Genomic DNA, 25,085 nt, shown 5'->3' on the forward strand with positions numbered 1-25,085 from the left:
TTGATGTGTGTATCTGTAAATTTCCCTACTGAAAGACGCTGCCGAGAACAGGTATGATCAGAAAACTTCCGTCCATATAAGGACGTTTACCTGCTTCTTGCTATTTTTGGGTATGAAGGTGATATATGATTTTTCGGTTTGGGCTTTTTCGGGAATGTTAAGATTGGCCAGTGGCGGCGATTCGAAATTGGCCAGGCTGGTGAAGGGAAGAAAGCCTGTTTTCGATGAGGTCGCTGCTTTTAAGGCCAAGTTCCCTGGGAAAGTAGCTTGGTTTCATGTGGCTTCTTTGGGCGAATACGAGCAGGCGAAGCCAGTAATAGCCAAATTGAAGAAAGAGCGGCCATCGCTTGCGGTGTTGGTGACATTTTTCAGCCCCAGTGGTTATGAAAATGTCGTCAAGAAGCCCCAGCCAAACGTCGATGGCGTTACCTATTTGCCTTTTGACACACAGGGAAATGCCCGGCAGTTTTTGGAATTGGTCAAGCCTTCGGTGGTGTTTTTTGTGAAATATGACCTGTGGGCCAATTTTATCTTTGAAGCCAAGAAGAGGGATGTACCCTTATTTCTGTTTTCAGCATCATTGCGTAGGGAGCAAGTTTATTTTCAGTTTTATGGAGGTTTTTTCAGAAAAGTACTCAAGTGCTTTGATCACATATATACCCAAAATGTCCAGACGCAGCAATTGTTACAGGAAATAGGTATTTCCCAGACTACGGTGACAGGAGATACCCGCTATGACAATGTCCAGGCCATCAGCCAATCCCCAAAAGTATTTCCAGAAATCGAAGCACTTTTTGGTGACAAAAAGGTGATGGTGGTGGGAAGTGCTTGGCAAGAAGACATGGATGTGCTCTTGCCTTTTGTAAATAGCCATGCTGATTACCATTTCATTATTGCCCCACATGATATTGATGAGGGGCAAATAGCCGGCTGGCAAAAACAAATCAAGCACCAATCAATCAACTATTCTGAATTGACCGAAAACTCATCAGTAGAGGTCAAGGTGCTCTTTATAGATAATATTGGCATGTTGTCTTCGCTTTACCAGTACGCTAGGGTCGCTTATGTAGGCGGGGCATTTGGCAAAGGATTGCATAATATATTGGAACCCTTGGCTTTTTATATCCCGGTGCTTTTTGGTAAACTTAAGAAGGTCAATAAATTTCCAGAGGCGGGGATTAGCCAGCAATATGGCTGTGGCTTTGAGGTGGAAAATGCCGAAGCATTTGAAAAAATAGTCTTAGCTTTGGAAGAAAAAGAAGCCTACGCAAAGGCGGTGGATGCTGCGGAGAGACTCGTCACGGATAACCTTGGCAGTGCGGATAAAATCATCAAAGGAGTATTAAATAACGTTCAATGGAACAAGAAGGAAGGGTAATAAAGTCCACTGGCAGTTGGTATGAAGTGGAGACGGATGCTGGCTTGGTAAAAGCCCGCCTGAGGGGCAAGTTTAAGCAAGAGGACCTGAAGCTTACCAATCCCATCGCGGTGGGCGACTTTGTGTTGCTGGCCAAAGAGGAAAACCAAGAGAGTGCGGTGATTTCAAGCATCCTTCCCCGGGAAAACTATATCATACGAAAGTCCACTAGGAAGAATAACTTTTCGCATATTCTGGCTTCCAATATTGATCAGGCTTTTTTGGTGGTGACGCTGAAGCAGCCGCGGACTTCATTGGGTTTTATCGATCGGTTTATTGTGAGTACGGAGAGTTTCAGGATTCCTACTACGATTGTGGTAAACAAGATGGACCTTGTAAAAAAAGAAAAGGACAAAGAGTTTCTTCAGGACATCCATGAGATTTATGAGCCGTTGGGCTACCCTGTACTGGAGATATCGACCCTCAGTGACCAAGGGCTCCAAGAGAAGTTTTTGCCCAGACTGGAAGGTAAGACGACCTTGCTCAGTGGGCATTCTGGCGTGGGAAAGTCCTCCTTGCTGAACAAGGTCGTCCCCGAAGCGTCACAGTCCACCAAGGAGATTTCTACCTTCACCTCAAAAGGGGTCCATACCACTACCTTTGCAGAGATGTTCCCATTGGCAGGTGGAGGGTACTTGATCGATACTCCTGGGATCAAGGAGTTTGGGATCTTGGATATTGACGACCAAGAGCTTTCACATTATTTTGTGGAGATGAGAAAGTACCTAGGGCAATGCAAGTACAACAATTGCCAGCACATCAATGAACCCGGATGCAAGGTCTTGGAAGTGTTGGAAGAAGGGTATATCCATCCATATCGGTATGATAGTTACGTGAAGATTTTGAATGAAGAAGATACGTTTCGGTAGGCGGAAGATGGAACCCGATTAACTACTCGGAGTGAAAATATTAGGCTTTGGAATAGAAACGGAAACAAGATATCCAATAGATCATTCCCTGTACTTTGGGGGATTTGGGAATCTATATTCTCCAGATATAGCCATATTCAGCGATTATAATCCCCAGATGATGGCTTGTCGCTGGTCAAATCTCCAACCTATCGATGCTTTGCTTCTCATAGGGATGACTTTGGCGCGACACAATCTTCTGAATTTTCAGCCTTCTGCCATAGACATGCCCATGGCACAATCTCCCAATCTTAAACTTTTCAATCCCTTAATCTTTGAATCCATTTTCAATTGAAGTAATTTTCGAAGGCAAAAACGATTGTTAAGATCATCATGAGTGAGATAAAGACATTAGTACTTAATCATAAGCAAATCCATCAAAAGATCGTCCGCATCGCCTACGAAATTTATGAAAGGAATGCGGGAGAGCAGGAGCTGGTTTTTGCTGGAGTGACGGGGATGGGCAGTGTCCTAGCGGGTATTTTAGCGGAGAAGGTCAGGGAGATCTCCCGTCTGGAAATTCAGCAAGTGGAAGTTTCCCTGGACAAGTTTACCAAGGAGCAGCCAGCAGTACTCGTCCATCCTGAAGTGGACCTGACAGATAAGTGCCTGCTGATCGTGGATGATGTGCTGAATTCTGGGCGCACACTTACCTATGTGATGGAGCCTTTTGTGAAATATGCCGTGAAGAAGATCGAAATAGCCGTTTTAGTGAACAGAAGCCATAAGAAATTCCCTGTTTCTGCAGATTATACAGGCTACGAACTGGCCACGACTTTAAGTGAGAATATTGAGGTGCACTTGGATGACCATGATTCCACAGTTTACCTACAATAGCAATAGTCAGCATGACGATAGCATAAGGCAATAAGCCCAACAAGACTAAAATACCCAAGACCAAATACTATACTAATACCCAACGACCATGTCCGTACATCAATCCTCCAATATCAAGAGAATCACGACCCACGTCTTGCAGGAAATGAAGACCCGCGGTGAAAAAATATCCATGCTGACCGCTTATGATTTTTCAATGGCGGGGATTTTGGATGGAGCAGGGCTGGACATCATCTTGGTGGGAGATTCAGCTTCCAATGTAATGGCTGGTCACGAAACTACCTTGCCGATTACGCTGGATCAGATGATCTACCATGCCTCATCTGTAGTGCGCGCAGTAAAACGCGCATTGGTGGTGGTGGACATTCCCTTTGGTTCTTATCAAGGGAACTCCTCAGAGGCCCTTCGCTCTGCGATCAGGATCATGAAGGAATCTGGAGCGCATGCGGTGAAAGTAGAAGGTGGGGCCGAGATCAAGGAGTCTGTCGTGCGTATATTGAGTGCGGGCGTACCGGTGATGGGGCATTTGGGGCTTACGCCACAGTCCATTTATAAGTTCGGCACCTATACGGTAAGGGCAAAAGAAGAAGATGAAGCCGCTAAATTGATCGCTGACGCCAAGGTGCTGGAAGAGTGTGGTTGCTTTGCGATCACACTGGAGAAGATCCCTGCGAAGCTCGCCAAAAAAGTGGCCGAAACCGTGTCCATTCCGGTGATCGGTATTGGAGCGGGACCTTATGTGGATGGCCAAGTGCTGGTCGTACACGATTTGTTGGGGATTACGCAGGAGTTCAAGCCACGGTTTTTGCGACAATATGCTGATTTGAGAGGGGTGATGACCGAAGCAGTGGAAGGCTACATAAAGGATGTCAAATCCAGTGACTTCCCCAATGATAAGGAGAGTTATTAAAAATACACGTTACTAAATACAACGTAGATGGTTCAAGTCGAAAGATCTTGACCATTTTATTTTAGTTTAAAATATCATTTATAGCTTGTCATGGAAGGATTTATAGGGAATGATATAGGATTGCTTTATAAATCGAAATGAAGTTTTGTTTTGCCTGTTTGAGCAGCAGGTGTTTTGAATACCAGAGCCCCCCATAATCACTTGCAAACCTTTGAATACGCGATATTTTGCGTAATTTAGCGGCAAAATCAAGTGCTTAGGCATTTTAGAGAGAATTTATTGTTTAGCTAAATACAGCAAGGTTGACGAGCAATTGCCCGCGCCTGGTTGTGTCAAAATTTTAAAATAAAAATGACCACTACAAAAACACCGAAGATCCTTTATACGCTGACCGACGAGGCACCAGCTTTGGCAACCTATTCTTTGTTGCCGATCATCAAATCATTTACTGATTCAGCTGGTGTGGTAGTAGAGACCAGGGACATCTCCCTGTCCGGAAGGATCATCGCCAATTTTCCAGAGTACCTAAAAGAGGATCAGCGCATCAGCGATGCCTTGGCAGAGTTGGGTGAAATCGCCAAAACACCAGAGGCGAATATTGTGAAGCTGCCCAACATCAGTGCGTCTATTCCGCAGCTGAAAGCAGCGATCAAGGAATTGCAGGGGAAAGGATATGCGCTGCCAAACTATCCCGATGAGCCCAAAGACCAAGAAGAAAAAGGTGTAAAAGCCAAGTATGATAAAATAAAAGGCAGTGCGGTAAACCCCGTCTTGAGAGAAGGGAATTCAGATCGCAGGGCTCCGCAGGCCGTGAAGCAGTTTGCACGGAACAATCCCCACAGCATGGGAGAGTGGAGTGCCGATTCGAAATCCCACGTGGCCAGCATGTCAGAAGGGGACTTCTATGGCAGTGAGCAATCCTTGACCATGCCGGAAGCAGGTACCGTAAAAATCCAACTTGAAGCAAATGATGGTTCTGTAACCGTGCTTAAGGAAGGATTGGCGCTACAAGAAGGAGAGGTAATCGACTCTTCTGCCATGAGTGTCAAAAAACTACAAGCATTCTTGGCGGAGCAAAAAGAAGATGCCAAAGCCAAGGGTATTTTGTTTTCACTGCACATGAAAGCGACCATGATGAAGGTGTCTGACCCGATCATCTTTGGTCATGCTGTGAAAGTGTTTTTTGCTCCAGTTTTTGAAAAACACGCAGCCACGATCAAGGAGCTTGGCGTAGACGTAAACAACGGTTTTGGTGATTTGGTAGTAGCATTGGAGAAGCTTCCTGCTGATAAACGCCAGGCAATCGAAGCAGATATAGAAGCCTGTTTGGCAGATAGCCCAGACTTGGCAATGGTCAATTCCCACAAAGGTATCACGAACCTTCATGTGCCAAGTGATGTGATCATCGATGCATCCATGCCGGCCATGATCCGTACTTCGGGCCAGATGTGGAACAAGAATGACGCACTTCAAGATACTAAAGCCATTATTCCAGACCGTTCTTATGCGGGTGTCTATCAAGAGACGATAGATTTCTGTAAGAAACACGGCGCATTTGACCCTACTACCATGGGAAGCGTGCCGAATGTGGGCTTGATGGCGCAGAAAGCCGAGGAGTATGGCTCTCATGACAAAACCTTCGAAGCTGCAGCCGATGGAGCAATCAAAGTGCTGAATGCCGCAGGGGAGACCTTGATGGAGCATAAGGTAGAGAAAGGCGACGTCTTCAGGATGTGCCAGACCAAAGATGCTCCCATCCAAGATTGGGTGAAATTGGCCGTAAACCGTGCACGCTCCAGTAATACTCCGGCCATCTTCTGGCTGGATGAAAACAGGGCGCATGATGCACAGCTGATCCAGAAAGTAAATAATTATTTGCCCCAGCATGATACAGCGGGATTGGATATCCGCATTCTTTCACCTGTAGAGGCTACCCGATTTACCCTAGATCGGATCAAAGAAGGGAAAGACACCATCTCTGTAACGGGTAATGTCCTCAGGGATTATTTGACCGACCTTTTCCCGATCTTGGAATTGGGTACTTCTGCAAAAATGCTTTCTATTGTACCATTGATGAATGGTGGAGGTTTGTTCGAAACAGGTGCTGGAGGATCCGCGCCTAAGCACGTACAGCAGTTTGTGGAAGAAGGTCACTTGCGATGGGATTCTTTGGGCGAATTCTTGGCACTTGCCGTGTCATTGGAGCACCTTGGTGAGACCTTTGATAACAAAAGGGCCATTGTACTGGGCAAGACCTTGGACACAGCGACTGGCAAATTCTTGGAAAATGGAAAATCGCCCTCCCGTAAAGTCAACGAGCTTGACAACCGTGGAAGTCATTTCTACTTGGCCATGTACTGGGCAGAAGCACTTGCCAATCAGGATGAAGATGCCGCGCTGAAAGAGCTCTTCACCAAAGTGGCCAAAGCCATGGAAGAAAAAGAAGATCAGGTCATCGCCGAATTGAACGGTGCACAGGGAAGTGCTGTGGATATTGGTGGTTACTTCAAGCCGGAGGAAGATAAAACGTCCAAGGCCATGCGACCAAGCGAGACCTTGAATGAAATTTTGAAAATGGTCGTGGCGAGTGTTTGATGCTTGGCATGATTTCTCTAGCTTGGTCTATGCATTTTGAATCACAATAGATCAACTAGCACATATTCTAGGATTATCAAAAAAAAGGGCTGACAAAATATTTTGTCAGCCCTTTTTCTGAATCAAATGGCTTAATGTTTATAGCTCTTTGATCATGATGTTCTTAAACCAGATGTTGTTCCCATGGTCTTGGAGGGATATTTTGCCTTTTTGGTACTGGCCAAATCCTTCCATGTTTTTGAATTTACTGTTGGCGATAAGCTCCTTCCAGTTGTCGTCCCAAAGTGTGGTCTCTACCGTTGTGACTCCATTAAGTTTGAAGGTAAGCTTGCCTTGATTGACGATGATTTCGGAAGTGTTCCATTCACCAACGGGGTTTTCAGCTTCTTCTTTGGCTTTGATCAGGTCATAAAGGTCCCCGGTGCGATGTTTTTCGATTTTGCCATCTGGGTGACCATCATTGTCCAGCAACTGATATTCAGGGCCTGTGTTATAAGGGTGCTTGTATTCATCCAATTCCTGCACCAAGAACATAATTCCGCTGTTGCCGTTTTTGGAAATCTTCCAGTCCAATTTTAGGTGGAAGTTATCATAAACTTTTTCCGTAACGATATCTCCGCCGCCGTTTACTTGCCAGTTTTCTTTATTGGAAGCATCCAGAAAGAGGACACCATCTTCTACCTTCCAGGCAGGACCTACCGTCTCCTTGTTGTAATTGGTCCATCCGTCCAGGTTTTGGCCGTTGAAGAGTTTGGTCCACTCGTCATCTGTAGAAGTGGTGGTTTTTACAGAAACTTCCTCATTGACCGTTTCATTTTCGGTATTTCCCTTTTCTGAAGGACTGCAGGCTGTCGCCATGAGGCCAAGTATGGATAGGGATAAAATAGTTGTTTTCATAGTAATGAAATGATGAAAAGAGGACTTTTAAATAGCCCTCTTTAAGATTTAGGGTTATTTCTTAAGCATTAAGACGTATTTGACCATTTTTTTGGCATCGTCTTCAGATAGCCCAGGGTGAGCGGGCATGGGTACTTGCCCCCAAACTCCGTTGTTGCCTTCGACTACTCTTTTGGCGAGTGTTTCGATGTTTTCATCCGTGCTTTCATATTTTTCGGCCACATCCTTATATGCAGGGCCTACGATTTTACGTTCTACCATATGGCAGCTAGGGCAATCGGATTCTTTGACGAGGGCCAGGCCATCCACATAATCTGGATTGTCCTTGTACATTTCGTCAAAACTCATTTCCTTTTTTGGGGCTTCGGTTTCGGTAGTGCTTACTGCCTCTTCCGTTTTGGTGTCTGACCCTCCGCCACAGGCGTAGGCCATTCCTGCAAGTGCCATGACACCTGCGCTAGCTAATTTACTTAAGTTCATTGGTTTTATAGGTTTGTTTTTATTTGATTATACGCTTTCTTGCCAGTAGGTTTTATTTCTCACAGAATACACAGAACACCCAGAATGAAATAAGGTTTTTAGGAGGTTTCCGTGGTTTCCATGAGCACCTATTTAATTCCTAGTATCTTTTTATTGAGCGCATCATCAGTGCCTGCTGAGGCAAAATCGTCAAAGGACTTTTCTGTTACCCTGATGATTTTTTCACTGATGAACTTGGCACCTTCGGTGGCGCCTGCCTCAGGATGTTTGATGGCGCATTCCCATTCCAAAACTGCCCAGCCATCAAAACCATATTGGGACAATTTGCTGAAAATGGCGTTGAAGTCCACCTGTCCGTCTCCAAGTGAGCGGAATCTCCCAGCCCTGTTTATCCAGCTTTGGTAACCACCGTAGACACCTTGTTTTCCTGTAGGGTTAAACTCAGCGTCTTTGACATGGAACATTTTGATCCTGTCATGGTAGAAGTCTATAAACTGCACATAATCCAAGCACTGCAATACAAAGTGACTTGGATCGTAAAGGATGTTTGCCCTGGGGTGATGGTTTACTTTTTCGAGAAACATCTCAAAGGTGACGCCATCATGCAGGTCTTCTCCCGGATGCAATTCATAGCATAAATCTACACCATTTTTGTCAAATTCATCGAGTATTGGGAGCCACCTTTTTGCCAATTCGTCAAAACCTGCATCCACCAGCCCCGCAGGTCGTTGCGGCCAAGGGTAAACGGTGTGCCACATCAGTGCACCGCTGAAGGTGCCGTGTTTGGTCAGGCCTAGGTTTTTGGACGCTTTTGCGGCATACATGAGTTGTTGCGTGGCCCAGGCTGATTTGCCTTCGAGGTTTCCTTTGAGCTCATCAGGAGCAAAAGCATCAAACAATTCATTATAGGCAGGATTGACCGCTACTAGCTGGCCTTGTAAGTGGGTGCTTAGTTCGGATATTTCCAAACCGGCATCGTTTACGGTTTTTTTGATTTCATCCGCGTAGTTTTGGCTTTCGGCTGCTTTTTTCAAATCCATTAGCCTCCCGTCCCAAGAAGGTATCTGGACGGCCTTGTAGCCTATGCTCGCTGCCCATTCACAGATGCTTTTTAGGCTGTTGAATGGGGCTTGATCATCTACAAATTGCGCCAAAAATAATGCAGGGCCTTGGATGGTCTTCATACGTTGGTTTTTTTAAAGTTTATTAAATTAATCGTTTTAGCAATAAGGTTTCAAACGCAAAATACGTTCTTTCATCCTATTCTTTAAATTTTTTAAAGGCTTTTTATTGCCTATTCTCGACATGAGAGTCGGTGAAGGAGTCAAAAAGCGTTTAACTTCCCCAATTGGTAGGCTATATATCACCTAAATTTCAAATTTTGTCCACTTTTGCTCGGACTTGCCACTTTTTACGACTTGCTCGATAAAAGCCATGCCTCGCACACCATCTTCTGTCCCTGGAAAATCCAGCCATTCCTTTTCTGGTGTTTGTCCAGTAAGCTTGGCCAAGAGGGTTTTGGCAAAATTATTATAATGGTTGGCAAAGGCTTCCAAGTATCCCTCTGGGTGTCCAGCAGGGGTTCTGGCGTTGGCCAAGGCATAACTGGAAAGGTACGGGATATTTGCTCCTGCACGGTAGATTTGGTCAGGTTGCTCTGGGTGACGGACGATCAGGGAATTGGCATCATCTTGCTGCCATTCCAGTCCGGCTTTGTCGCCATACACTCTGATTTTAAGGTTGTTTTCCGCTCCAGTAGCCACTTGGCTGGCCATTAATACTCCAGAAGCACCATTGTCAAATTTTAGTAGGACGGTGCCATCATCATCTAGGGAGCGACCGTCGATGGTGGTGTTCAGGTCGGCGCAGAGCTTGTCAAGCTTAAGCCCACTGACATATTCTGCCAAGTTCATCGCATGGGTGCCAATGTCTCCCATGCAGCCGGCTACTCCACTTTTCTTAGGGTCTGTTCTCCATGCAGCTTGCTTGTTTTCGTCGTCAGCAAAACTTTTCCACAGCCATCCCTGTGGATATTCCACATATACTTTTCTGATATTGCCCAAGGTCCCATTGGCAACGAGCTGCTTGGCTTCTTTCACCATGGGATAGCCGGTATAGGTATGGGTGAGGCAAAAGAGCATGCCCGTTTCTTGTATGACTTTTTCGAGCTCTTTGGCTTCGTCTAAGGTCAGGGTCATAGGCTTGTCCAAAACGACATGGAAGCCATTTTTCAACGCTTTGATAGCGGGGTCAAAATGTACGTGGTTTGGGGTCACGATGCTTACAAAGTCGATGCGCTCTCCCTCGGGAAGTTGCTTCTCCTTTTCATACATTTCATCGTAGGATTGGTAGACACGGTTGCTGTGCAGATAAAGTTCTTTGCCTGCTTGTTCGGATTTTTCCGGTTGGCTACTGAATGCTCCTGCGACCAATTCTATTTGTCCGTCCATATTGGCGGCGATACGGTGGACGGCTCCTATGAATGAGCCAGGGCCTCCACCGATCATGCCCATTCGGAGTTTACGATGATTCATAATATTTACTGCTTTTAGATTTTATCTGTTATATAAATTTATTTTTGATGCGTAGGTAATCCCATCCTTATTACTATCGTTCGTTTTCCAATGACCAAAGATTTTTTTAGTGATCAACAGCGATATAGTGATGCGAATGGTATTGATTCGTGACATAGAACTACTATACTTACATCTTTGTCTCAACGAAACTAAAATTAAGTGAAAAACACTAAAATTTAAATTATTATTTAAGTAGTTTGGTTTTTTCTTTTTAAGTTGAAAATTGAAAATCACACAAAAAACCTATTAAAAACCTATTAAAGACTTATGAATTTCAATACAAAATTTAAACTGTCCTTTATGATGTTCCTCGAATTTTTCATTTGGGGAGGATGGTTTGTCACTTTGGGATTGTTCCTTGAAAAAAACTTGAGTACCACAGGAGCACAAAGCGCAGCGGCGTTTTCGACGCAATCTTTCGGAGCTATAATCGCTCCATTTATTATCGGGCTTATTGCTGATAAGTATTTTAATGCAGAAAGGATTTTGGGAGTACTCCACCTGATCGGTGCGGTACTAATGTTCCAGATGTACAATGCAGAGGATTTTACGGCCTTTTATCCCTATGTATTTGCCTATATGGTGGCTTATATGCCCACCTTGGCTTTGGTGAATTCAGTGTCCTTCAATCAGATGACCAATCCAGAAAAAGAGTTTGGAGTGATCCGAGTGTGGGGAACCATTGGCTGGATTATAGCAGGTTTGACGATTAGTTTGGTCTTTGCATGGGACTCATCGGAAAATGCAGCAGCAGGCATGTTGAGAAATACATTTTTGATGACTTGTATTGCTTCCCTAGTGTTGGGGATTTACAGTTTTATGTTGCCTAAGACCCCTCCAAAAATTGCCAAAGGCGAGAAAAAAACCATCACAGAAATTCTCGGATTGGATGCTTTCGCTTTGTTGAAAGATAAAAACTATTTGATTTTCTTTCTTGCCTCGATCATGATCTGTATCCCTTTGGCTTTCTATTATCAAAATGCCAGTTTGTTTTTGGGAGAGATAGAAATGACCAACCTTACCAGTAAAATGGCCTTAGGACAGGTAAGTGAAGTGTTGTTCATGTTGTTGCTACCGGTATTCTTTGGAAAATTTGGTATTAAGAAAACGCTACTTGTGGGTATGATAGCTTGGGTAGTGCGATATGCCTTATTCGCCTATGGTAATGTGAACGAGTTGTCATTTATGCTGTTGATAGGAATTGCCTTACATGGTATTTGTTATGACTTCTTCTTTGTTTCAGGCCAGATCTACACCGATTCTAAAGCAGGGGAGAAATTCAAAAGTGCGGCTCAAGGAATGATTACCTTGGCTACTTACGGAGTGGGGATGTTGATTGGTTTCTGGGTAGCCGGAGTAATCACGGACACTTACGTTACTCCTGATGGAGTGCATGATTGGCAGACCATCTGGTTGATTCCATCAGGAATTGCAGTGTTAGTTGCCTTAACGTTTGCCTTGGCATTTAAAGAGAAGAAGCCAACACCAGTGACTGCCTAAAGAAATTTTATCATGTCAGAAAGAAGATCCGCATTAAAGAAAATGGTATTGGGCACTGCTGCTTTAAGCGGCATGCCTTACCTGAATTTAAAAGCAAATAATAAACAAAACATGTTGAAAGGAAATATTAACCATTCCGTGTGCCGGTGGACCTATGGTCATTTGTCACTGGATGAATTATGTGTACTGATCAAAGATATTGGATTTAGCGCCATTGATTTGTTGGGGCCAAATGACTGGCCTACAGCCCAGAAGCATGGCGTGTACAGCTCCATGTGCAATGGTGCTGAAATCAGCCTTGAAGAAGGCTTTAACCATACGGAATACCATGATACGTTGATCAAGAATTATTCCGAAATGATTCCCCTAGTGGCCAAGAATGGCTATAAGAACCTGATCTGTTTCAGTGGTAACAGAAATGGCATGGATGAGGAAACCGGTCTTCAAAACAGCGTGAAAGGATTGCAGAAATTGCTGCCTTTGGCAGAAAAGCACGGCGTCACCCTGACCATGGAATTGCTAAACAGCAAGGTCAATCACCCAGATTATATGTGTGACAAGAGTGTTTGGGGCGTAGAATTGTGCAAACGACTGGACAATGAGAACTTCAATCTCCTTTATGATATTTATCATATGCAAATCGATGAAGGTGATGTGATACGTACGATTGGTGAGAATCACCAATATTATGGACATTACCACACTGCAGGTAATCCAGGCAGAAACGAAATCGATGACACGCAGGAGCTAAATTATCCGGCAATCATTAAAGCCATTGCGAAAACAGGCTTTAAAGGTTATATTGCTCAGGAGTTTATCCCAAAGGCTGACGACAAGGCCGCGTCACTTAGAGAGGCTATCGCCTTATGTGACATATAAATAAACCCGGATAACCTAACAAAAACCTATAGATGAATTATGGCAAATCAAGAGTATGATGCAATTGTCGTCGGCTCAGGAATTAGCGGCGGTTGGGCTGCTAAGGAGTTGACAGAAAAAGGGCTCAAGGTTTTGCTGCTCGAAAGGGGGCAAAATGTGGAGCACGTTAAAGATTATAAGAATGCGACGTTGCCTCCTTGGGAAATTCCCCATAGAGGAAGGCGGACAACAGAAATGGCAGAAAATCACCCTAACCTTAAGAGAGATTACGTGCTGAATGAATTGGTGCTGGACTGGTGGGCGCATGAAGATACTTCTCCCTATGTGGAGGAGAAGCCTTTTACTTGGTTCAGGGGCTATCAAGTGGGGGGAGATCCTTGCTTTGGGGGAGACAAAGTTACCGTTGGTCAGATATGGACTTTGAAGCCAACCTGAAGGAGGGTATTGCCGTGGATTGGCCGATCAGGTATAAGGACATTGCACCTTGGTATGATTATGTAGAGAAATTTGCCGGAATTGCAGGCAATAGAGATGGTCTTGATGTGTTGCCAGATGGGGAGTTTATGCCGCCATTTGCAATGAACTGCGTCGAAAAGGACGTGAAGGAGCGTATAGCGAAAAAATTTGATGGAAAGCGTCACCTCATCAACTCCCGTGTAGCCAATATTACTGAGCCGCTTCCAGGTAGGCCAGGTTGTCAATCGAGAAATAAATGTTGGTTAGGATGTCCTTTTGGGGGGTATTTCAGTACCCAGGCGTCTACTTTGCCTGCCGCTATGGCCACAGGAAACCTTACATTGAGACCATATTCCATCGTTCATCGGTTACTGTATGATAAGGATACCAAAAAAGCAACTGGTGTAGAAGTGGTAGATGCAGAAACTATGGAGACGATCGAATATAAATCTAAGATCGTGTTCCTTTGTGCTTCGGCGCTTAATTCTGCCCATGTGCTGATGCGTTCCGCTACAGATATTTGGCCAGAGGGATTGGGCAGTAGCTCTGGTGAGCTAGGCCATAATGTCATGGATCATCATTTTAGATTGGGAGCAAGAGGGACTGTAGAAGGCTATGATGATAAATATTATTTTGGCAGAAGGCCTGGAGGTGTTTACATTCCACGATATCGAAATGTAGGTAATGATAAGCGAGACTATGTGCGTGGTTTTGGTTACCAAGGCGGTGCCAGTAGAAGTGGGTGGGGCAGAAATGTCGCCGAAATGAATATCGGAGGCCCGCTTAAAGAAGCCCTTACGGAGCCAGGTCCTTGGAGTATGGGAATGATGGCTTTTGGTGAGATTCTTCCCTACCACGAAAATACCATCAAAATCAGTAAAGATGTAAAGGACAAGTGGGGCATGTATGCATTGGTAATGAATGCTGAAATCAAGGATAATGAGGAGAAAATGCGTAAGGATATGATGAACGATGCAGCTGAAATGCTCGAAGCTGCTGGTGTCAAAGATATCCATACGTATGATTCCGGATATACCTTCGGACAAGGAATCCATGAAATGGGAACTGCCCGGATGGGGAGAGATCCTAAATCTTCCGTCCTGAATGAAAATAACCAAGTATGGGATGCCAAGAATGTGTTTGTGACTGATGGGGCAGCGATGACTTCTGCCGCAGCGGTAAATCCATCACTGACCTATATGGCATTGACGGCTCGAGCGGCGGAGTTTGCAGTGAAGGAACTTAAAAAAGGAAATCTTTAACCCAAAACGACACAAATTATGGCAATGAACAGAAGAGATGCGTTGAAGAGCTTTGTGCTTATGATGGGCGGTACCATGGTCGGTGCCAATGCACTACTTACCGGATGTACACCTGATAAGCAAATAGAAGGGCTGGATTTTACCCCAGAAGAAATCGCCTTTCTGGATGAGATCGGTGATACTATCATCCCAACTACTGACACTCCAGGTGCCAAAGCTGTGGGGATAGGTTCCTTTATGGTGATGATGGTAAAGGATACTTACTGGGAAGATGACCAAAAGCAATTTATTGACGGTTTGAATAGCCTAAGGAAGGGCTTTGAAGAAGAAGTAGGGAAAGACTTTATGGATGCCTCACAAGAAGAGCGAACTGCCTATCTCAACAAACTAAATGCTGCGGCAAAAAATGATGATGGACCGAAGTATTTCAATATGCTAAAAGACCTTACTGTACTGGGTTATTTTACTTCCGAAATAGGCGCCACCAAAGCGCTGAATTACGTGGAAGTTCCGGGCAAGTGGGAGCCATGCATCGACTACAAAAAAGGGGATAAAGCGTACGCTATTTAAGTCCCATAAACAGGACAGCGCCCCCGCGCTGTCCTGTTTTTACAATCATTAATCAAAACCCTATTATGAACAAAAGAAGGAAGTTTTTAAAGCTGGGAGCAGCTTTTACTGCTGGTTCGTTTTTGCCATTGCAGTTTTGTGCTTCTCCCAAAAGTGGAAGTGAGACAGCCGTTGTAGAGGAGGCGGTAAAAGAATCCGTTAAGGAAAAGTTGGAGAGTTTTGGTATCCAACTGTACTCTGTAAAAGGAGATATGGCAGAGAATGCCCAAGAGGCCATAAAGAAAATAGCAGGTTATGGCTATAATCAGATCGAAGGCTTTGACGGCGGCAAAGGGATCTTCTGGGGGATGAAGAATACGGAGTTTAAGTCCTTTACGGAGGATTTGGGATTGGATTTTGTAGCTTCTCATGCCAATGTGTTTGAAAACACGGAAAAGCTGGCTGCTGAAGCCGGCGAGATTGGTATGCAATACCTCATTGCTCCTTATGTAGGGGCGCAAAAGTCCATGGAAGAATGGAAAAAAATGGCCGACAAGTTTAACAAAGTCGGGGAGATTTGTAAGTCAAATGGCGTGCGTTTTGCCTACCATAACCATGGCTATACCTTTGAAGAGTTGGAAGGACAAATGCCTCAGGATTTTTTGCTGGAAAACACTGATCCTGAATTGGTGGATTTTGAGCTTGATATCTATTGGGCCGTTACGGCAGGAGCGGATCCACAGGCGTATTTTGAGAAATACAAGAACCGTTTTAGGCTCTGCCATGTGAAAGACCGAGAAAAAGGAGCACCTTCCGGGGAACATAATGCATCCACTGTGCTAGGATATGGATCCATTGAATATGGCGAAATACTTAGGACAGCCAAAGATAACGGTATGAATTATTTTATCGTTGAGCAAGAGAAATTCTCTGGTGTCACACCGATGGAGGCTGCAGAAAAAAATGCTTCTTATTTAAAGGGACTGGAAATTTAATCACTCAAGTCAATTGAAGAATACAGAAAGGCAGCTCAGGTGGGCTGCCTTTTTTTTAGAGCTTAGATATGGCTTCCTTTTTTACGTAGGCATCCTGTCCATTCCAGTCGATTCGGTACCAGATGTCTTCTGATGACTTGATAATTACCCTGTGTCCAGGGTTGACCTTGTCGATGAATTTGCCCGCTGCAGTAGGTCCTCCCATGATGATGGTCGGACTTTCTTTGATGATGCCTGTTTGGGGCGCATTCAAAAGGTTATTGCTTAAAAACACCAGTGCTACCAAGATCATACTAGGAATAAGGTATTTAGGCTTGTTCGCTTTTTTCTTTACCAAAACTAATATCAGAGAAATAATCAATAGTAAAGCTAACGTTCCAGTGATGGGTTGTTGGTGGTCGGTGAGCAACTTGAAGAATTGTGCTTTGTCAGAAAAAGTATATCCTTTTAATTCGGGTTGGTCTGTAAGCGACTTGATCTTACTGATGACTTTAGGGGAAGGATTGTGATCATAGTATTTTGAGAGATACAGTGAGGCGTCTTCGTAATTCCCCATGCCTTCCGTAATGTAAGCCATCTTTAGGAGCATGGCAGGAGAGTAAGCATCTTCATTTTGGAGGATGTCTGTATAGAGATTGTAGGCCTCTTGATAGCTTTTAGCATTGAACAAAGAATCTGCTAAAATCAGCTTTTCGTTATTTGCCTGGCAATTAATGCTTTGCAGGATAACGATTAAAAAGATTGAAAATTTTATAATAAAGTTTCGTTTGATGTTTGGCATTTTTAAAATAGTCTCTTAAATTTGCAGTCCAATTACGACAAAGATATAACAAAAAGCAAGTCGAAATTGACAAAAATAAGCGAAAATCAAAAGAGGTTTTTGGAATTTGAAAAGTAGAAATCCTTCTTTCGATTGCCATCAGCATGATGGTGTGTTTTACTGACAAAGAAAGAAAAGATTATCATTCTGTATCCCGATAACGATCGGGATGGTAGAGAAAAACACTACCGAAGGAGATGAAATAATGATTCCGTATCCCGATAGCGATCGGGATGGTAGAGTAACCACTACCGAAGGAGATAGAATAATGATTCCGTATCCCGATAGCGATCGGGATGGTAGAGTAACCACTACCGAAGGAGATGAAATAATGATTCCGTAGCTCAGCTGGTAGAGCAATACACTTTTAATGTATGGGTCCTGGGTTCGAGCCCCAGCGGGATCACTTTAAGTTGTTCCAAACGAGGGACAGGGGGAAATTCGGGGTGTAGCGTAGCCCGGTCATCGCGCCTGCTTTGGGAGCAGGAGGTCGCAGGTTCGAATCCTGCCACCCCGACTATCATACTTTGAAATAAAAGTATCAGGTCCTGTAGCTCAACTGGATAGAGCAACTGCCTTCTAAGCAGTAGGTTAAAGGTTCGAGTCCTTTCAGGATCACAATAAGCGGAAAGCAATTTCCGCTTATTTATTGAATTGATATGCTGTTCTTGGAAGAAGGGTTAGTGATTGAAAAAAAGTAAAAACCTTGTATCCCGATAACGATCGGGATGGTGGCGTAAACACTACCATAGGATATAAAATAATGATTCCGTATCCTGATAACGATCAGGATGGTAGCGTAAAACACTACCGAAGGAGATGAAATAATGATTCCGTATCCCGATAACGATCGGGATGGTAGAGAAAAACACTACCAAAGGATATAAAATAATGATTCCGTATCCCGATAACGATCGGGATGGTAGCGTAAAACACTACCGAAGGAGATGAAATAATGATTCCGTATCCCGATAGCGATCGGGATGGTAGCGTAAAACACTACCGAAGGAGATGAAATAATGATTCTGTATCCCGATAGCGATCGGGATGGTAGAGTAAACGCTACCGAAGGAGATGAAATAATGATTCCGTAGCTCAGCTGGTAGAGCAATACACTTTTAATGTATGGGTCCTGGGTTCGAGCCCCAGCGGGATCACTTAAAGCCTGACTTACGAGTCAGGTTTTTTGCTTTTAGGGCTGTATGGTTAGTCCTAGGGCTGCTAGTCGCTCAATTTTCTGTAGAATTCTTAGACAATACCAAATGTCATTTTGCTGAATGTGCATTGTAGGAATTGTTGTCTGAGTGGATTTGTTTAAGTTTTATTTAACTACGCAGTGTTCTGTTTTACTAATATCCATATCTGCAATGAATCCAGTAATCGCATAAATACTGAATAAGTTCTCACAGAAACGACGGAAATTTCAAAGGAGCCCTATTTCATTCTGGGTGTCCTGTGCGTTCCGTGAGAAATATAACCTACTGGCAAGAAAGGTTTCAATCAAATTTATCAAAGCCAAATAGGTGAAATAGTGATATTTTTAGTATTTTGTAGTGGTAAATATGTTTAAAATCAATATAGAATTGTATTTGAGTAAAATTTTCTTAAATTAGTTTGGAATTATCGAGGATATATAATTAATCTTGTAAAAATTTTAGCAGGATCTAAGTAGATAAAATTACGAGCCATCTAATTAAATTAAACTTTCATTCATTTGGTCTCGTTTTTACTTTTAATCTAACGGAATGCACCAAAACCTATAATTAACGTGAGGAGACTATTGATCAACGCTGTATTGTGGGCAGTTTTTAGCAGTTGTATTGGCTGTACGGTTGCTGCTCAAGTAAATGATGCAATGATAACCGAGGATGAATTAGAAGCGCATGTGGCTTTTTTAACTTCCTCCAAAACAAAAGGAAGGTATCCAGGCACTGCTGGTAACAGAAGAGTCGTGAAATATATTCGGGCTGAGTACGAAAACTATGGTTTGAAGTCTTTTGATGGAGATTTTCTTCAGAAGTTCCAAGCTAAGCTGAGAACATCAGGCGATGAAGCTTCAGGAAAAGAGGTGAAAACTTGGAATGTGGTGGGGTATGTAGAAGGAAACAATAATTATCTCAAGGGGGAGTACGTGGTAATCGGGGCGCATTATGACCATTTGGGGCATGGTGGGCCATCATCCAAAAAGCCCGGAAGTAAAGAAGTTCACCCTGGTGCAGATGATAATGCAAGTGGTGTAGCGGCTTTGATGGAGATAGCTGAGAAAGTAGCGCGTAACCGTTATATGCTGGATAGGAGTGTGATCTTTGTGGCTTTCGGAGCCGAAGAGCAAGGCCTTTTGGGATCCAAGTATTTTGTGGATCATTTACCGGTCGATAAGGATAAGGTAAAATTAATGATTAACATGGATATGGTCGGGAGGCTCAATGCTGAAAAACAAATTTATATGGGTGGAGCAGGTACTTTTCCAAGAGGAGTAGAGTTGATGAGGGATTTGGGAGTTGAGATGGGGCTAAATCCTGTTGTCCATGCGGGAGAAGTAGGAGGGTCCGATCATGTGTCCTTTTACAGGGCTGGTATTTCTGCGGTCGGTTTGCATACGGGAGGGCATGATGAGTATCATCGACCTGAAGACACGTTGGATCTGCTGAATATTAGCGGAGAGCGAACAATTGCGGAATATATATATAAGGTGCTTTTAAGGGTCGTCAATAAGAATTATGAGTTGACATTTATCAATCAAGATTAGGCCCTTTCAATATCATTTTAAAAAGCCCAAGGTCCGGTTGGTGACCTTGGGTTTTATTTTTTTAAGGACTGATCTTTTAATCCGAGTTTAGGGTCAAGCCGTATTTCTGGGGGACGATAAATTTCTTTATTTATCAGAACACTGATACGCCACCAAGGCACAAAGCAACTATAAATCCCTTTCAGTACAGGTTTCAGCTTGCACTTGGTATCTTTGGGACGATGTGGCCTTTTTTATTTATTCGTGGTTTTACCATTAACAAACTGGCAGTCCCCAACTTTTACGCTTGGCCCCGAATTTAACACGGTTTAACCCGGATTATGCATTAGGAATCGTAGTGAGAGCTGAAATTGCAAGAAAATCAGTTAGTTTGGAGGTATTAGCGTAGCACCGCTACGGTTATGCCGAAAACTAAAGTGAAACGGCTGATTTTGAAGCAGTTTCAGGTCGCAACAGATAGGCTAATGCATATTCCGGATTTAAGCATAGTTGTGCGCCGTGGCGTAGGTAGGCTAATGCATATTCCAGGTTCAATGCCGTTTAGTTAGTGTGTATCTGGAAAATATGGGCTCTATATTTTTTCCTTGGGTAGTTATTTTTCTAGCTAAATTCCTAGGTGGTTTTCACCCCTTTACCTTTGTTACTTTTTTGCTTCAGGTCAAAAAAGTAACCAAAAAACCCCGCCGCTGTGCATCTATTGGCCTAAAATTAAAACCTTCCCTCATGCAGGCAAACTCCTCCTTTTTAGCTGCCAACATTCTTTTTGGCCAGCATTTCGTCAAACAAGCCTGCCTTTTTGCCTGCCCACTTTTTAATTTCTTAACGCCCAATACCTGCAAGGCGGATCCGATTAATAAGTCCCAAAAAGGTGTTGTTTCCATATGACGGCCCTTGGTATGCCTGTTTTCCAGCCGATGGTGGAGGCCGTTAAGAAAGGGAGTTGGCTCGCGTCGTGGAACAGCGAGACCCACTCACTTTTAGGTCGTAGCCATCGGGTGGAAATTAAAATGGGTGACGGATCTCGGTCGCAGGGTAAATCCATGTTCCATTTTAAAGGGCATACCACCGGCCTAGATTTTTTTCTTTCTTTTTTCATCAATGGAAAAAAGGAAAAGGATAAAATCCACCAAGATGATCAGGTTTCCCCAGTCAAAGTCAATCAAAAAAAAGGACTTTTAGGTATATGAAAAGAAGGGAATCCCCTTAACTAAACGGCATTAATTCCAGGTTCAAAAGCCAATGGAGTTGCCGCCGTCCACTGGTAGTACTGTTCCGGTGACATAGCCAGCGCTTTCTGAGGTGAGGTAATAAACGGCATCAGCAATATGTTCGGGGTTGCCGAGCGTTCCCATGGGAGTCCTGGAGAGTACTTTCTGTTTTCTTTCTGGGTCTCCGTCGAGGGCCTTGGCGGACATTTCTGTAGCGATAAACCCAGGTGCCACACAATTCACCCTGATGCCCAACGGTGAGAGCTCTACCGCCATAGCTTTGGTCATGCCTTCTATGGCGGATTTGGATGCGGTATAGGCAATGACTTTTGGGATGCCGTATTGGGATGCCATCGAGCTGATATTGACGATTGCCCCGCTTTTTTGGTCTGCCATGATCTTGGCTACCTCCCTACTTAATGAAAATACTGCCGATACATTTGTGGTGATGATCTGTTGAAACTCCTCGTCGGTAACTTCAATGAATGGCTTTTTCATATTGATGCCGGCATTGTTGACCAGAATGTCAATTTTCCCATGCTCAGCAATGATGGAATTGATCAATGCTGGGATATTGTTCAGGTCATTTAAGTCAAAAACGTAGTAATGACAATTGGAGCCAAGTTCCTTTTGGGCTTCTATCAGTTTGGTTTTATTTCTACCGATGATGACGGTTGTGATGTCGTTGCCGCAGAGTTTTTTACTAGTGGCCAGTCCTAGCCCTGATGCGCCGCCAGTGACGATGGCAACTGGTCTGTTTGTTTTGGTAAGGTTCATTTGATTGTTCTTATATGCCCGGAACGAATACGGGCGTGTAATTTTGATAATGGTCTAATGAATACTCAGGTTGTGGTACTCCTTCAGGTAGGTCTTTTTTGGAAAACTGCTGGAAATAGAGTAGGCAGGCATCTCTCCACCATTTCGCTTCGTTGTGCTGTATTTGGAGAAAAGCAAGTACTTGGTCATATCGCTGGTCGTCCACATGGTTTTGGATGGATTTCCAGTCGTCGAGCATATCTTGGGTCTGGTCGACCCCTTTTTGGTAATGAAGGGCGATCTCATTCCATAGTGTATTGCCTGATTTCATCGTATAATCCCATGGAAGGTGGTGAAACCATAAAAGGTATTTTTCGGGGCAAGTGCTCAGGTCACTGTACTGCTGCTGGATTTCAGGGGCGTATTGTGACAGGGCATTGCTGCCAGATGCTGTACGGTCAAAGCCAATGCCGTCAGGCCCGGCCTGGTGGTAATAGGTAGAAGTCCAGTCATCTCGGTGTTTGTCAGTGACCCAAGGGCCGGGGCCGTAATGGTGGCTCCATCCCATGATGTGGTGGAGCCCAAGTGGGGTCATGTAATTGACCACGGCTTCGTGGGATTGAAGCATAATGCGTTTCACTTTGGTGGCCAATTCTTCATCATTGCCAAAGGTCATCCTTGACCATTCTTGTGCAATGTCGGCGGCGCTTTCAGCTGGGTTCCACGCTAATTTCCCAAAGGCGTACCAGTTGGCCTGCCCAAACTGGTGCCCCGTCCAGTTACGGTCTGTGCCGATATTGGATACACCGGCCATTCCGGTGAGCGCGTGGTCGTCAAGGCTGCCGTCAACTACCTTTGCTACGGTGGATCCTGGTCCTTCCGCATACGTGTCGGTGTCCAGGACCTCTTCGAATAGCGAGCCAAGGAATACCAAATGCGTGCCTTGTCCGAGGTATTCTTGGGTGATCTGGAATTCCATCATCAGAGGCGTCTTGGGCATGGCGCCAAAGAGTGGGTGAAAGGGTTCGCGAGGCTGGAAATCGATGGCACCATTTTTTACCTGTACCAGGACGTTGTCCTCGAATTTGCCGTCAAGGGGTTTGAATTCATTGTAAGCTTGCTTGGCGCGGTCGTCTGGGGTTTCGTTGCTGTACACAAAGGCCCTCCACATCACTATTCCTTGGTGGGCTTGAAGTGCTTTGGCCAGCATGTTGGCTCCCTCGGCCTGGGTTCGGTTGTAGTTTTGCGGGCCGGGTTGTCCTTCTGAATCTGCTTTGACGAGGAACCCGCCAAAATCAGGAATGTATTGGTAGATTTCATTGACCTTTTCGTCCCACCATTGCTGGACGTCGGGATTAACGGGATCAGCTGTGTCCAATCCTCCGATTTCTATGGGTGCGCTAAACCGAGCGGTGAGGTACACCTTGATGCCATATGGTCGGAAAGTGTCTGCCAGGGCAGCGACTTTTTTAAGGAAATATGGCGTGAGTACCTGGGCATTGGCGTTTACGTTGGTCAGGACCGTGCCGTTGATGCCGATGGATGCATTGGCGCGGGCATAGTCAATGTACTGTGGCTTGATGTAATCGGGAAGCCTATGCCAGTCCCAAATCGAGGAGCCAGCATATCCACGCTCCACGGTTCTGTCGGGATTGTCCCAGTGGTTAAGCACCCTGATCTTCGTTTTCGGTATGGAAGTGATGTCCAGTGAGCTGATGTCTTGATGTGTTTGTAGGAGCTTTAGAAAGTCAAATGTTCCGTAGAGCAAGGCCTGATCGGTATTTCCGGCGATCCATAGGGTGTTTTTACCATTGTGCTGTATGCGTCGGATGATAAATCCTTCGGTGCCAAGGTTGTTCCATGTTTCATCGTCCACTGTTGCGCTGAGTTCTGGGAGCTGTTTGCGTGTGCCGATAATGAGGGTGGTTGCTGGGTTTGGAGCGTTGGAGAATTCCGGGGTGGTGTCTAGCATTTTTCCAAGCGCACGTTGGAGCTCTTCTTGGATGATGTTGGAGGTGGCACTTCGTCCGGGAAGGGTGATGTGTTGTGCCTGTTCTCGGTAACTGGACAGGTATGGGGAGTTTTGCACAGGGCGATACTGCAGCCATAGGTTGTAGCCGTCATTAGCGAGACAAGTGTGGTGAGCAATGCACAGCAGTGCCAAAACAAAAAGTAGGGAAAGCGACCTTTTCATATTTTCTGGGTTTTATTGTTTTCGGGTTTTATTGATCAAGCTTCGCTTTTCTTTTTTAGCGAAGAATCCCTAATGATCAATTCAGATCTTAGGGTTATCGTATTCGTGTTTTGCAAAACACCTTCAGTGCTGTCACTGAGGTGATTGATCAGGTTTTTCATGGCCACTTCGCCCATTTCATATCCGGGGTAGTGGGTGGTGGTGAGGTTGGGTTCTATGAGTCTGGAAATAACGTCGTTATTGAATCCTACCACGGCAATGTCTCCGGGGATAGCGATGCCCGCTTGTTTGAGTGATCGAATGCAGCTGGCAGCGCAGGCGTCGTTGGACACAAAGAGTCCGTCGGGCATCGGTTTCATGGCCATTATTTTCTTGGCAATGTCTTCTCCTGCTTCCTCGTTCAGGTCGGAATGGATGACATTATCTTGTGAAAAGGCGATGTCATGATCCATTAGGGCGTACTTGTATCCTTTGAGTCTTTCTGCATAGACGTTGATGTTGAGATTGCCCAAGACATGTACGATGTGCTTGCAGCCTTGCTGGATAAGGTGTTTGGTGGCGTTATAGCCCGCTTGTCTGTTGTCTATGATTACGCCCGTACAGCCAGTTTGTGATGCTACCCTGTCAAAGAACAGGACAGGTATTCCTTTGTCCATAAAGGCCTGAAAGTGTTCGGTTTTTTCCGTGTTGCCTGCCAAGGAAACCAGTAAGCCATCCACGCGGCTGTTGAACATGGACCTGGCGTTAGCTTTTTCCTTTTCGTAGGATTCGAGGGATTGGCTGATGATCAGATTGAAGCCGGCTTCATTGGCTACCTTCTCCATGCCTGCCAGTACGGACGACTGGAAGGAGCTATTGAGCCGTGGGACGATGATGCCAATGTTATTGGTGCTTTTCCTCCTCAGGTTGGAAGCGAAGACATTGGAGCGATAGCCCATTTGGTCTGCGGCCTCGAAGATGCGTTGTTTGGTTTTGGTATTGACGGCCGGGTGATCGTTCAGCGCCCTGCTGACCGTGGTGGGGGATACCCCAAGGTCTTTGGCGATGTCGTATATGGTGATTTCCTTGTTCATGATGGTTAAAGTACTTTGCTAAAT

The 25,085-nt window shown here is 44.7% G+C and carries 22 protein-coding genes, 4 tRNA genes and 1 pseudogene; 19 read left to right on the top strand and 8 right to left on the bottom strand.

From position 1 onward, the window contains the following. Positions 1-112 precede the first annotated feature (112 nt). The 6 genes from DN752_RS15160 (at position 113) to DN752_RS15185 (ending at position 6,667) form a co-directional block, all read left to right on the top strand. The gene (locus tag DN752_RS15160) at positions 113-1,378 is read left to right on the top strand and encodes a 3-deoxy-D-manno-octulosonic acid transferase (RefSeq protein ID WP_112784729.1); all 1,266 of its coding nucleotides are present in this window, start codon (positions 113-115) and stop codon (positions 1,376-1,378) included. Continuing rightward, positions 1,357-2,286: a ribosome small subunit-dependent GTPase A gene (gene rsgA, locus DN752_RS15165; RefSeq protein WP_112784730.1), complete on the top strand. Its 930-nt coding sequence runs from the start codon at positions 1,357-1,359 to the stop codon at positions 2,284-2,286. The genes DN752_RS15160 and rsgA overlap by 22 nt, the downstream gene beginning before the upstream one ends. Before the next feature lie 31 nt (positions 2,287-2,317). Next, positions 2,318-2,620, top strand: a complete 303-nt coding sequence (locus DN752_RS15170) for a hypothetical protein (protein ID WP_112784731.1) — start codon at positions 2,318-2,320, stop codon at positions 2,618-2,620. A gap of 38 nt (positions 2,621-2,658) precedes the next feature. Further along, complete coding sequence (locus tag DN752_RS15175; RefSeq protein WP_112784732.1) at positions 2,659-3,162, top strand: phosphoribosyltransferase family protein; 504 nt, start codon at positions 2,659-2,661, stop codon at positions 3,160-3,162. Between the two features lie 88 nt (positions 3,163-3,250). Then, positions 3,251-4,072 carry a 3-methyl-2-oxobutanoate hydroxymethyltransferase gene (gene panB, locus DN752_RS15180; protein WP_112784733.1) on the top strand — a complete coding sequence of 274 codons (822 nt, stop codon included), beginning with the start codon at positions 3,251-3,253 and terminating at the stop codon, positions 4,070-4,072. 351 nt (positions 4,073-4,423) lie between these two features. Then, positions 4,424-6,667, top strand: coding sequence for an NADP-dependent isocitrate dehydrogenase (locus DN752_RS15185; RefSeq protein ID WP_112784734.1), 2,244 nt, complete (start codon positions 4,424-4,426; stop codon positions 6,665-6,667). A 138-nt stretch (positions 6,668-6,805) separates the two neighbouring features. Here the strand turns inward: DN752_RS15185 and DN752_RS15190 are convergent, their stop codons facing one another. The 4 genes from DN752_RS15190 to DN752_RS15205 form a co-directional block, all read right to left on the bottom strand. Beyond that, positions 6,806-7,564, bottom strand: coding sequence for a 3-keto-disaccharide hydrolase (locus DN752_RS15190; protein ID WP_112784735.1), 759 nt, complete (start codon positions 7,562-7,564; stop codon positions 6,806-6,808). A 54-nt stretch (positions 7,565-7,618) separates the two neighbouring features. Further along, positions 7,619-8,044, bottom strand: coding sequence for a c-type cytochrome (locus DN752_RS15195; RefSeq protein ID WP_112784736.1), 426 nt, complete (start codon positions 8,042-8,044; stop codon positions 7,619-7,621). Between the two features lie 128 nt (positions 8,045-8,172). Next, complete coding sequence (locus DN752_RS15200; protein ID WP_112784737.1) at positions 8,173-9,228, bottom strand: sugar phosphate isomerase/epimerase family protein; 1,056 nt, start codon at positions 9,226-9,228, stop codon at positions 8,173-8,175. Positions 9,229-9,411: 183 nt separating this feature from the next. After that, positions 9,412-10,578, bottom strand: coding sequence for a Gfo/Idh/MocA family protein (locus tag DN752_RS15205; RefSeq protein ID WP_211324060.1), 1,167 nt, complete (start codon positions 10,576-10,578; stop codon positions 9,412-9,414). A 309-nt stretch (positions 10,579-10,887) separates the two neighbouring features. Between DN752_RS15205 and DN752_RS15210 the strand changes: the two genes are divergently transcribed. The 5 genes and pseudogenes from DN752_RS15210 (at position 10,888) to DN752_RS15230 (ending at position 16,261) form a co-directional block, all read left to right on the top strand. Then, positions 10,888-12,120, top strand: coding sequence for a nucleoside permease (locus DN752_RS15210; protein ID WP_112784739.1), 1,233 nt, complete (start codon positions 10,888-10,890; stop codon positions 12,118-12,120). Between the two features lie 12 nt (positions 12,121-12,132). Further along, on the top strand, positions 12,133-12,999 hold the full coding sequence (locus DN752_RS15215; protein ID WP_112784740.1) for a hydroxypyruvate isomerase family protein: 867 nt from the start codon (positions 12,133-12,135) through the stop codon (positions 12,997-12,999). Between the two features lie 39 nt (positions 13,000-13,038). Beyond that, positions 13,039-14,717 (top strand): annotated as a pseudogene (locus DN752_RS15220) (GMC oxidoreductase). A gap of 18 nt (positions 14,718-14,735) precedes the next feature. After that, a complete protein-coding gene (locus DN752_RS15225) occupies positions 14,736-15,287 on the top strand; it encodes a gluconate 2-dehydrogenase subunit 3 family protein (protein WP_112784741.1) in 552 nt (183 codons plus the stop codon). A gap of 65 nt (positions 15,288-15,352) precedes the next feature. Then, entirely contained in the window at positions 15,353-16,261 is a 909-nt protein-coding gene (locus DN752_RS15230) for a sugar phosphate isomerase/epimerase family protein (RefSeq protein ID WP_112784742.1), read from the top strand. Between the two features lie 55 nt (positions 16,262-16,316). Here the strand turns inward: DN752_RS15230 and DN752_RS15235 are convergent, their stop codons facing one another. Continuing rightward, positions 16,317-16,931: an SH3 domain-containing protein gene (locus DN752_RS15235; RefSeq protein WP_317048498.1), complete on the bottom strand. Its 615-nt coding sequence runs from the start codon at positions 16,929-16,931 to the stop codon at positions 16,317-16,319. Positions 16,932-17,250: 319 nt separating this feature from the next. Here DN752_RS15235 and DN752_RS24510 point away from each other — a divergent pair, with 319 nt between their 5' ends. From DN752_RS24510 to DN752_RS15270, 8 genes are all read left to right on the top strand, one after another. Further along, entirely contained in the window at positions 17,251-17,424 is a 174-nt protein-coding gene (locus DN752_RS24510; protein WP_162633226.1) for a hypothetical protein, read from the top strand. Beyond that, a tRNA-Lys gene (locus tag DN752_RS15240) sits at positions 17,415-17,487 on the top strand. The genes DN752_RS24510 and DN752_RS15240 overlap by 10 nt, the downstream gene beginning before the upstream one ends. Before the next feature lie 36 nt (positions 17,488-17,523). Continuing rightward, a tRNA-Pro gene (locus tag DN752_RS15245) sits at positions 17,524-17,598 on the top strand. 27 nt (positions 17,599-17,625) lie between these two features. Then, positions 17,626-17,699 (top strand) — tRNA-Arg (locus tag DN752_RS15250). A gap of 466 nt (positions 17,700-18,165) precedes the next feature. Continuing rightward, a tRNA-Lys gene (locus DN752_RS15255) sits at positions 18,166-18,238 on the top strand. A 611-nt stretch (positions 18,239-18,849) separates the two neighbouring features. Further along, positions 18,850-19,830 (top strand): M20/M25/M40 family metallo-hydrolase, encoded by a 981-nt coding sequence (locus tag DN752_RS15260; protein WP_112784744.1) that lies wholly within the window; start codon positions 18,850-18,852, stop codon positions 19,828-19,830. 564 nt (positions 19,831-20,394) lie between these two features. Next, on the top strand, positions 20,395-20,715 hold the full coding sequence (locus DN752_RS15265; protein WP_112784745.1) for a hypothetical protein: 321 nt from the start codon (positions 20,395-20,397) through the stop codon (positions 20,713-20,715). Between the two features lie 11 nt (positions 20,716-20,726). Continuing rightward, complete coding sequence (locus DN752_RS15270; RefSeq protein WP_162633227.1) at positions 20,727-21,017, top strand: hypothetical protein; 291 nt, start codon at positions 20,727-20,729, stop codon at positions 21,015-21,017. A gap of 42 nt (positions 21,018-21,059) precedes the next feature. Here the strand turns inward: DN752_RS15270 and DN752_RS15275 are convergent, their stop codons facing one another. The 3 genes from DN752_RS15275 to DN752_RS15285 are packed head-to-tail and all read right to left on the bottom strand — an operon-like array spanning position 21,060 to position 25,061. Continuing rightward, positions 21,060-21,815 (bottom strand): SDR family NAD(P)-dependent oxidoreductase, encoded by a 756-nt coding sequence (locus DN752_RS15275; RefSeq protein ID WP_112784747.1) that lies wholly within the window; start codon positions 21,813-21,815, stop codon positions 21,060-21,062. A gap of 10 nt (positions 21,816-21,825) precedes the next feature. Then, positions 21,826-23,988: an alpha-glucuronidase family glycosyl hydrolase gene (locus tag DN752_RS15280; protein WP_112784748.1), complete on the bottom strand. Its 2,163-nt coding sequence runs from the start codon at positions 23,986-23,988 to the stop codon at positions 21,826-21,828. A 35-nt stretch (positions 23,989-24,023) separates the two neighbouring features. After that, on the bottom strand, positions 24,024-25,061 hold the full coding sequence (locus DN752_RS15285) for a LacI family DNA-binding transcriptional regulator (RefSeq protein WP_112784749.1): 1,038 nt from the start codon (positions 25,059-25,061) through the stop codon (positions 24,024-24,026). Positions 25,062-25,085: the final 24 nt, after the last annotated feature.

It is taken from the genome of Echinicola strongylocentroti (assembly GCF_003260975.1).
Classification (GTDB): Bacteria; Bacteroidota; Bacteroidia; order Cytophagales; family Cyclobacteriaceae; genus Echinicola; species Echinicola strongylocentroti.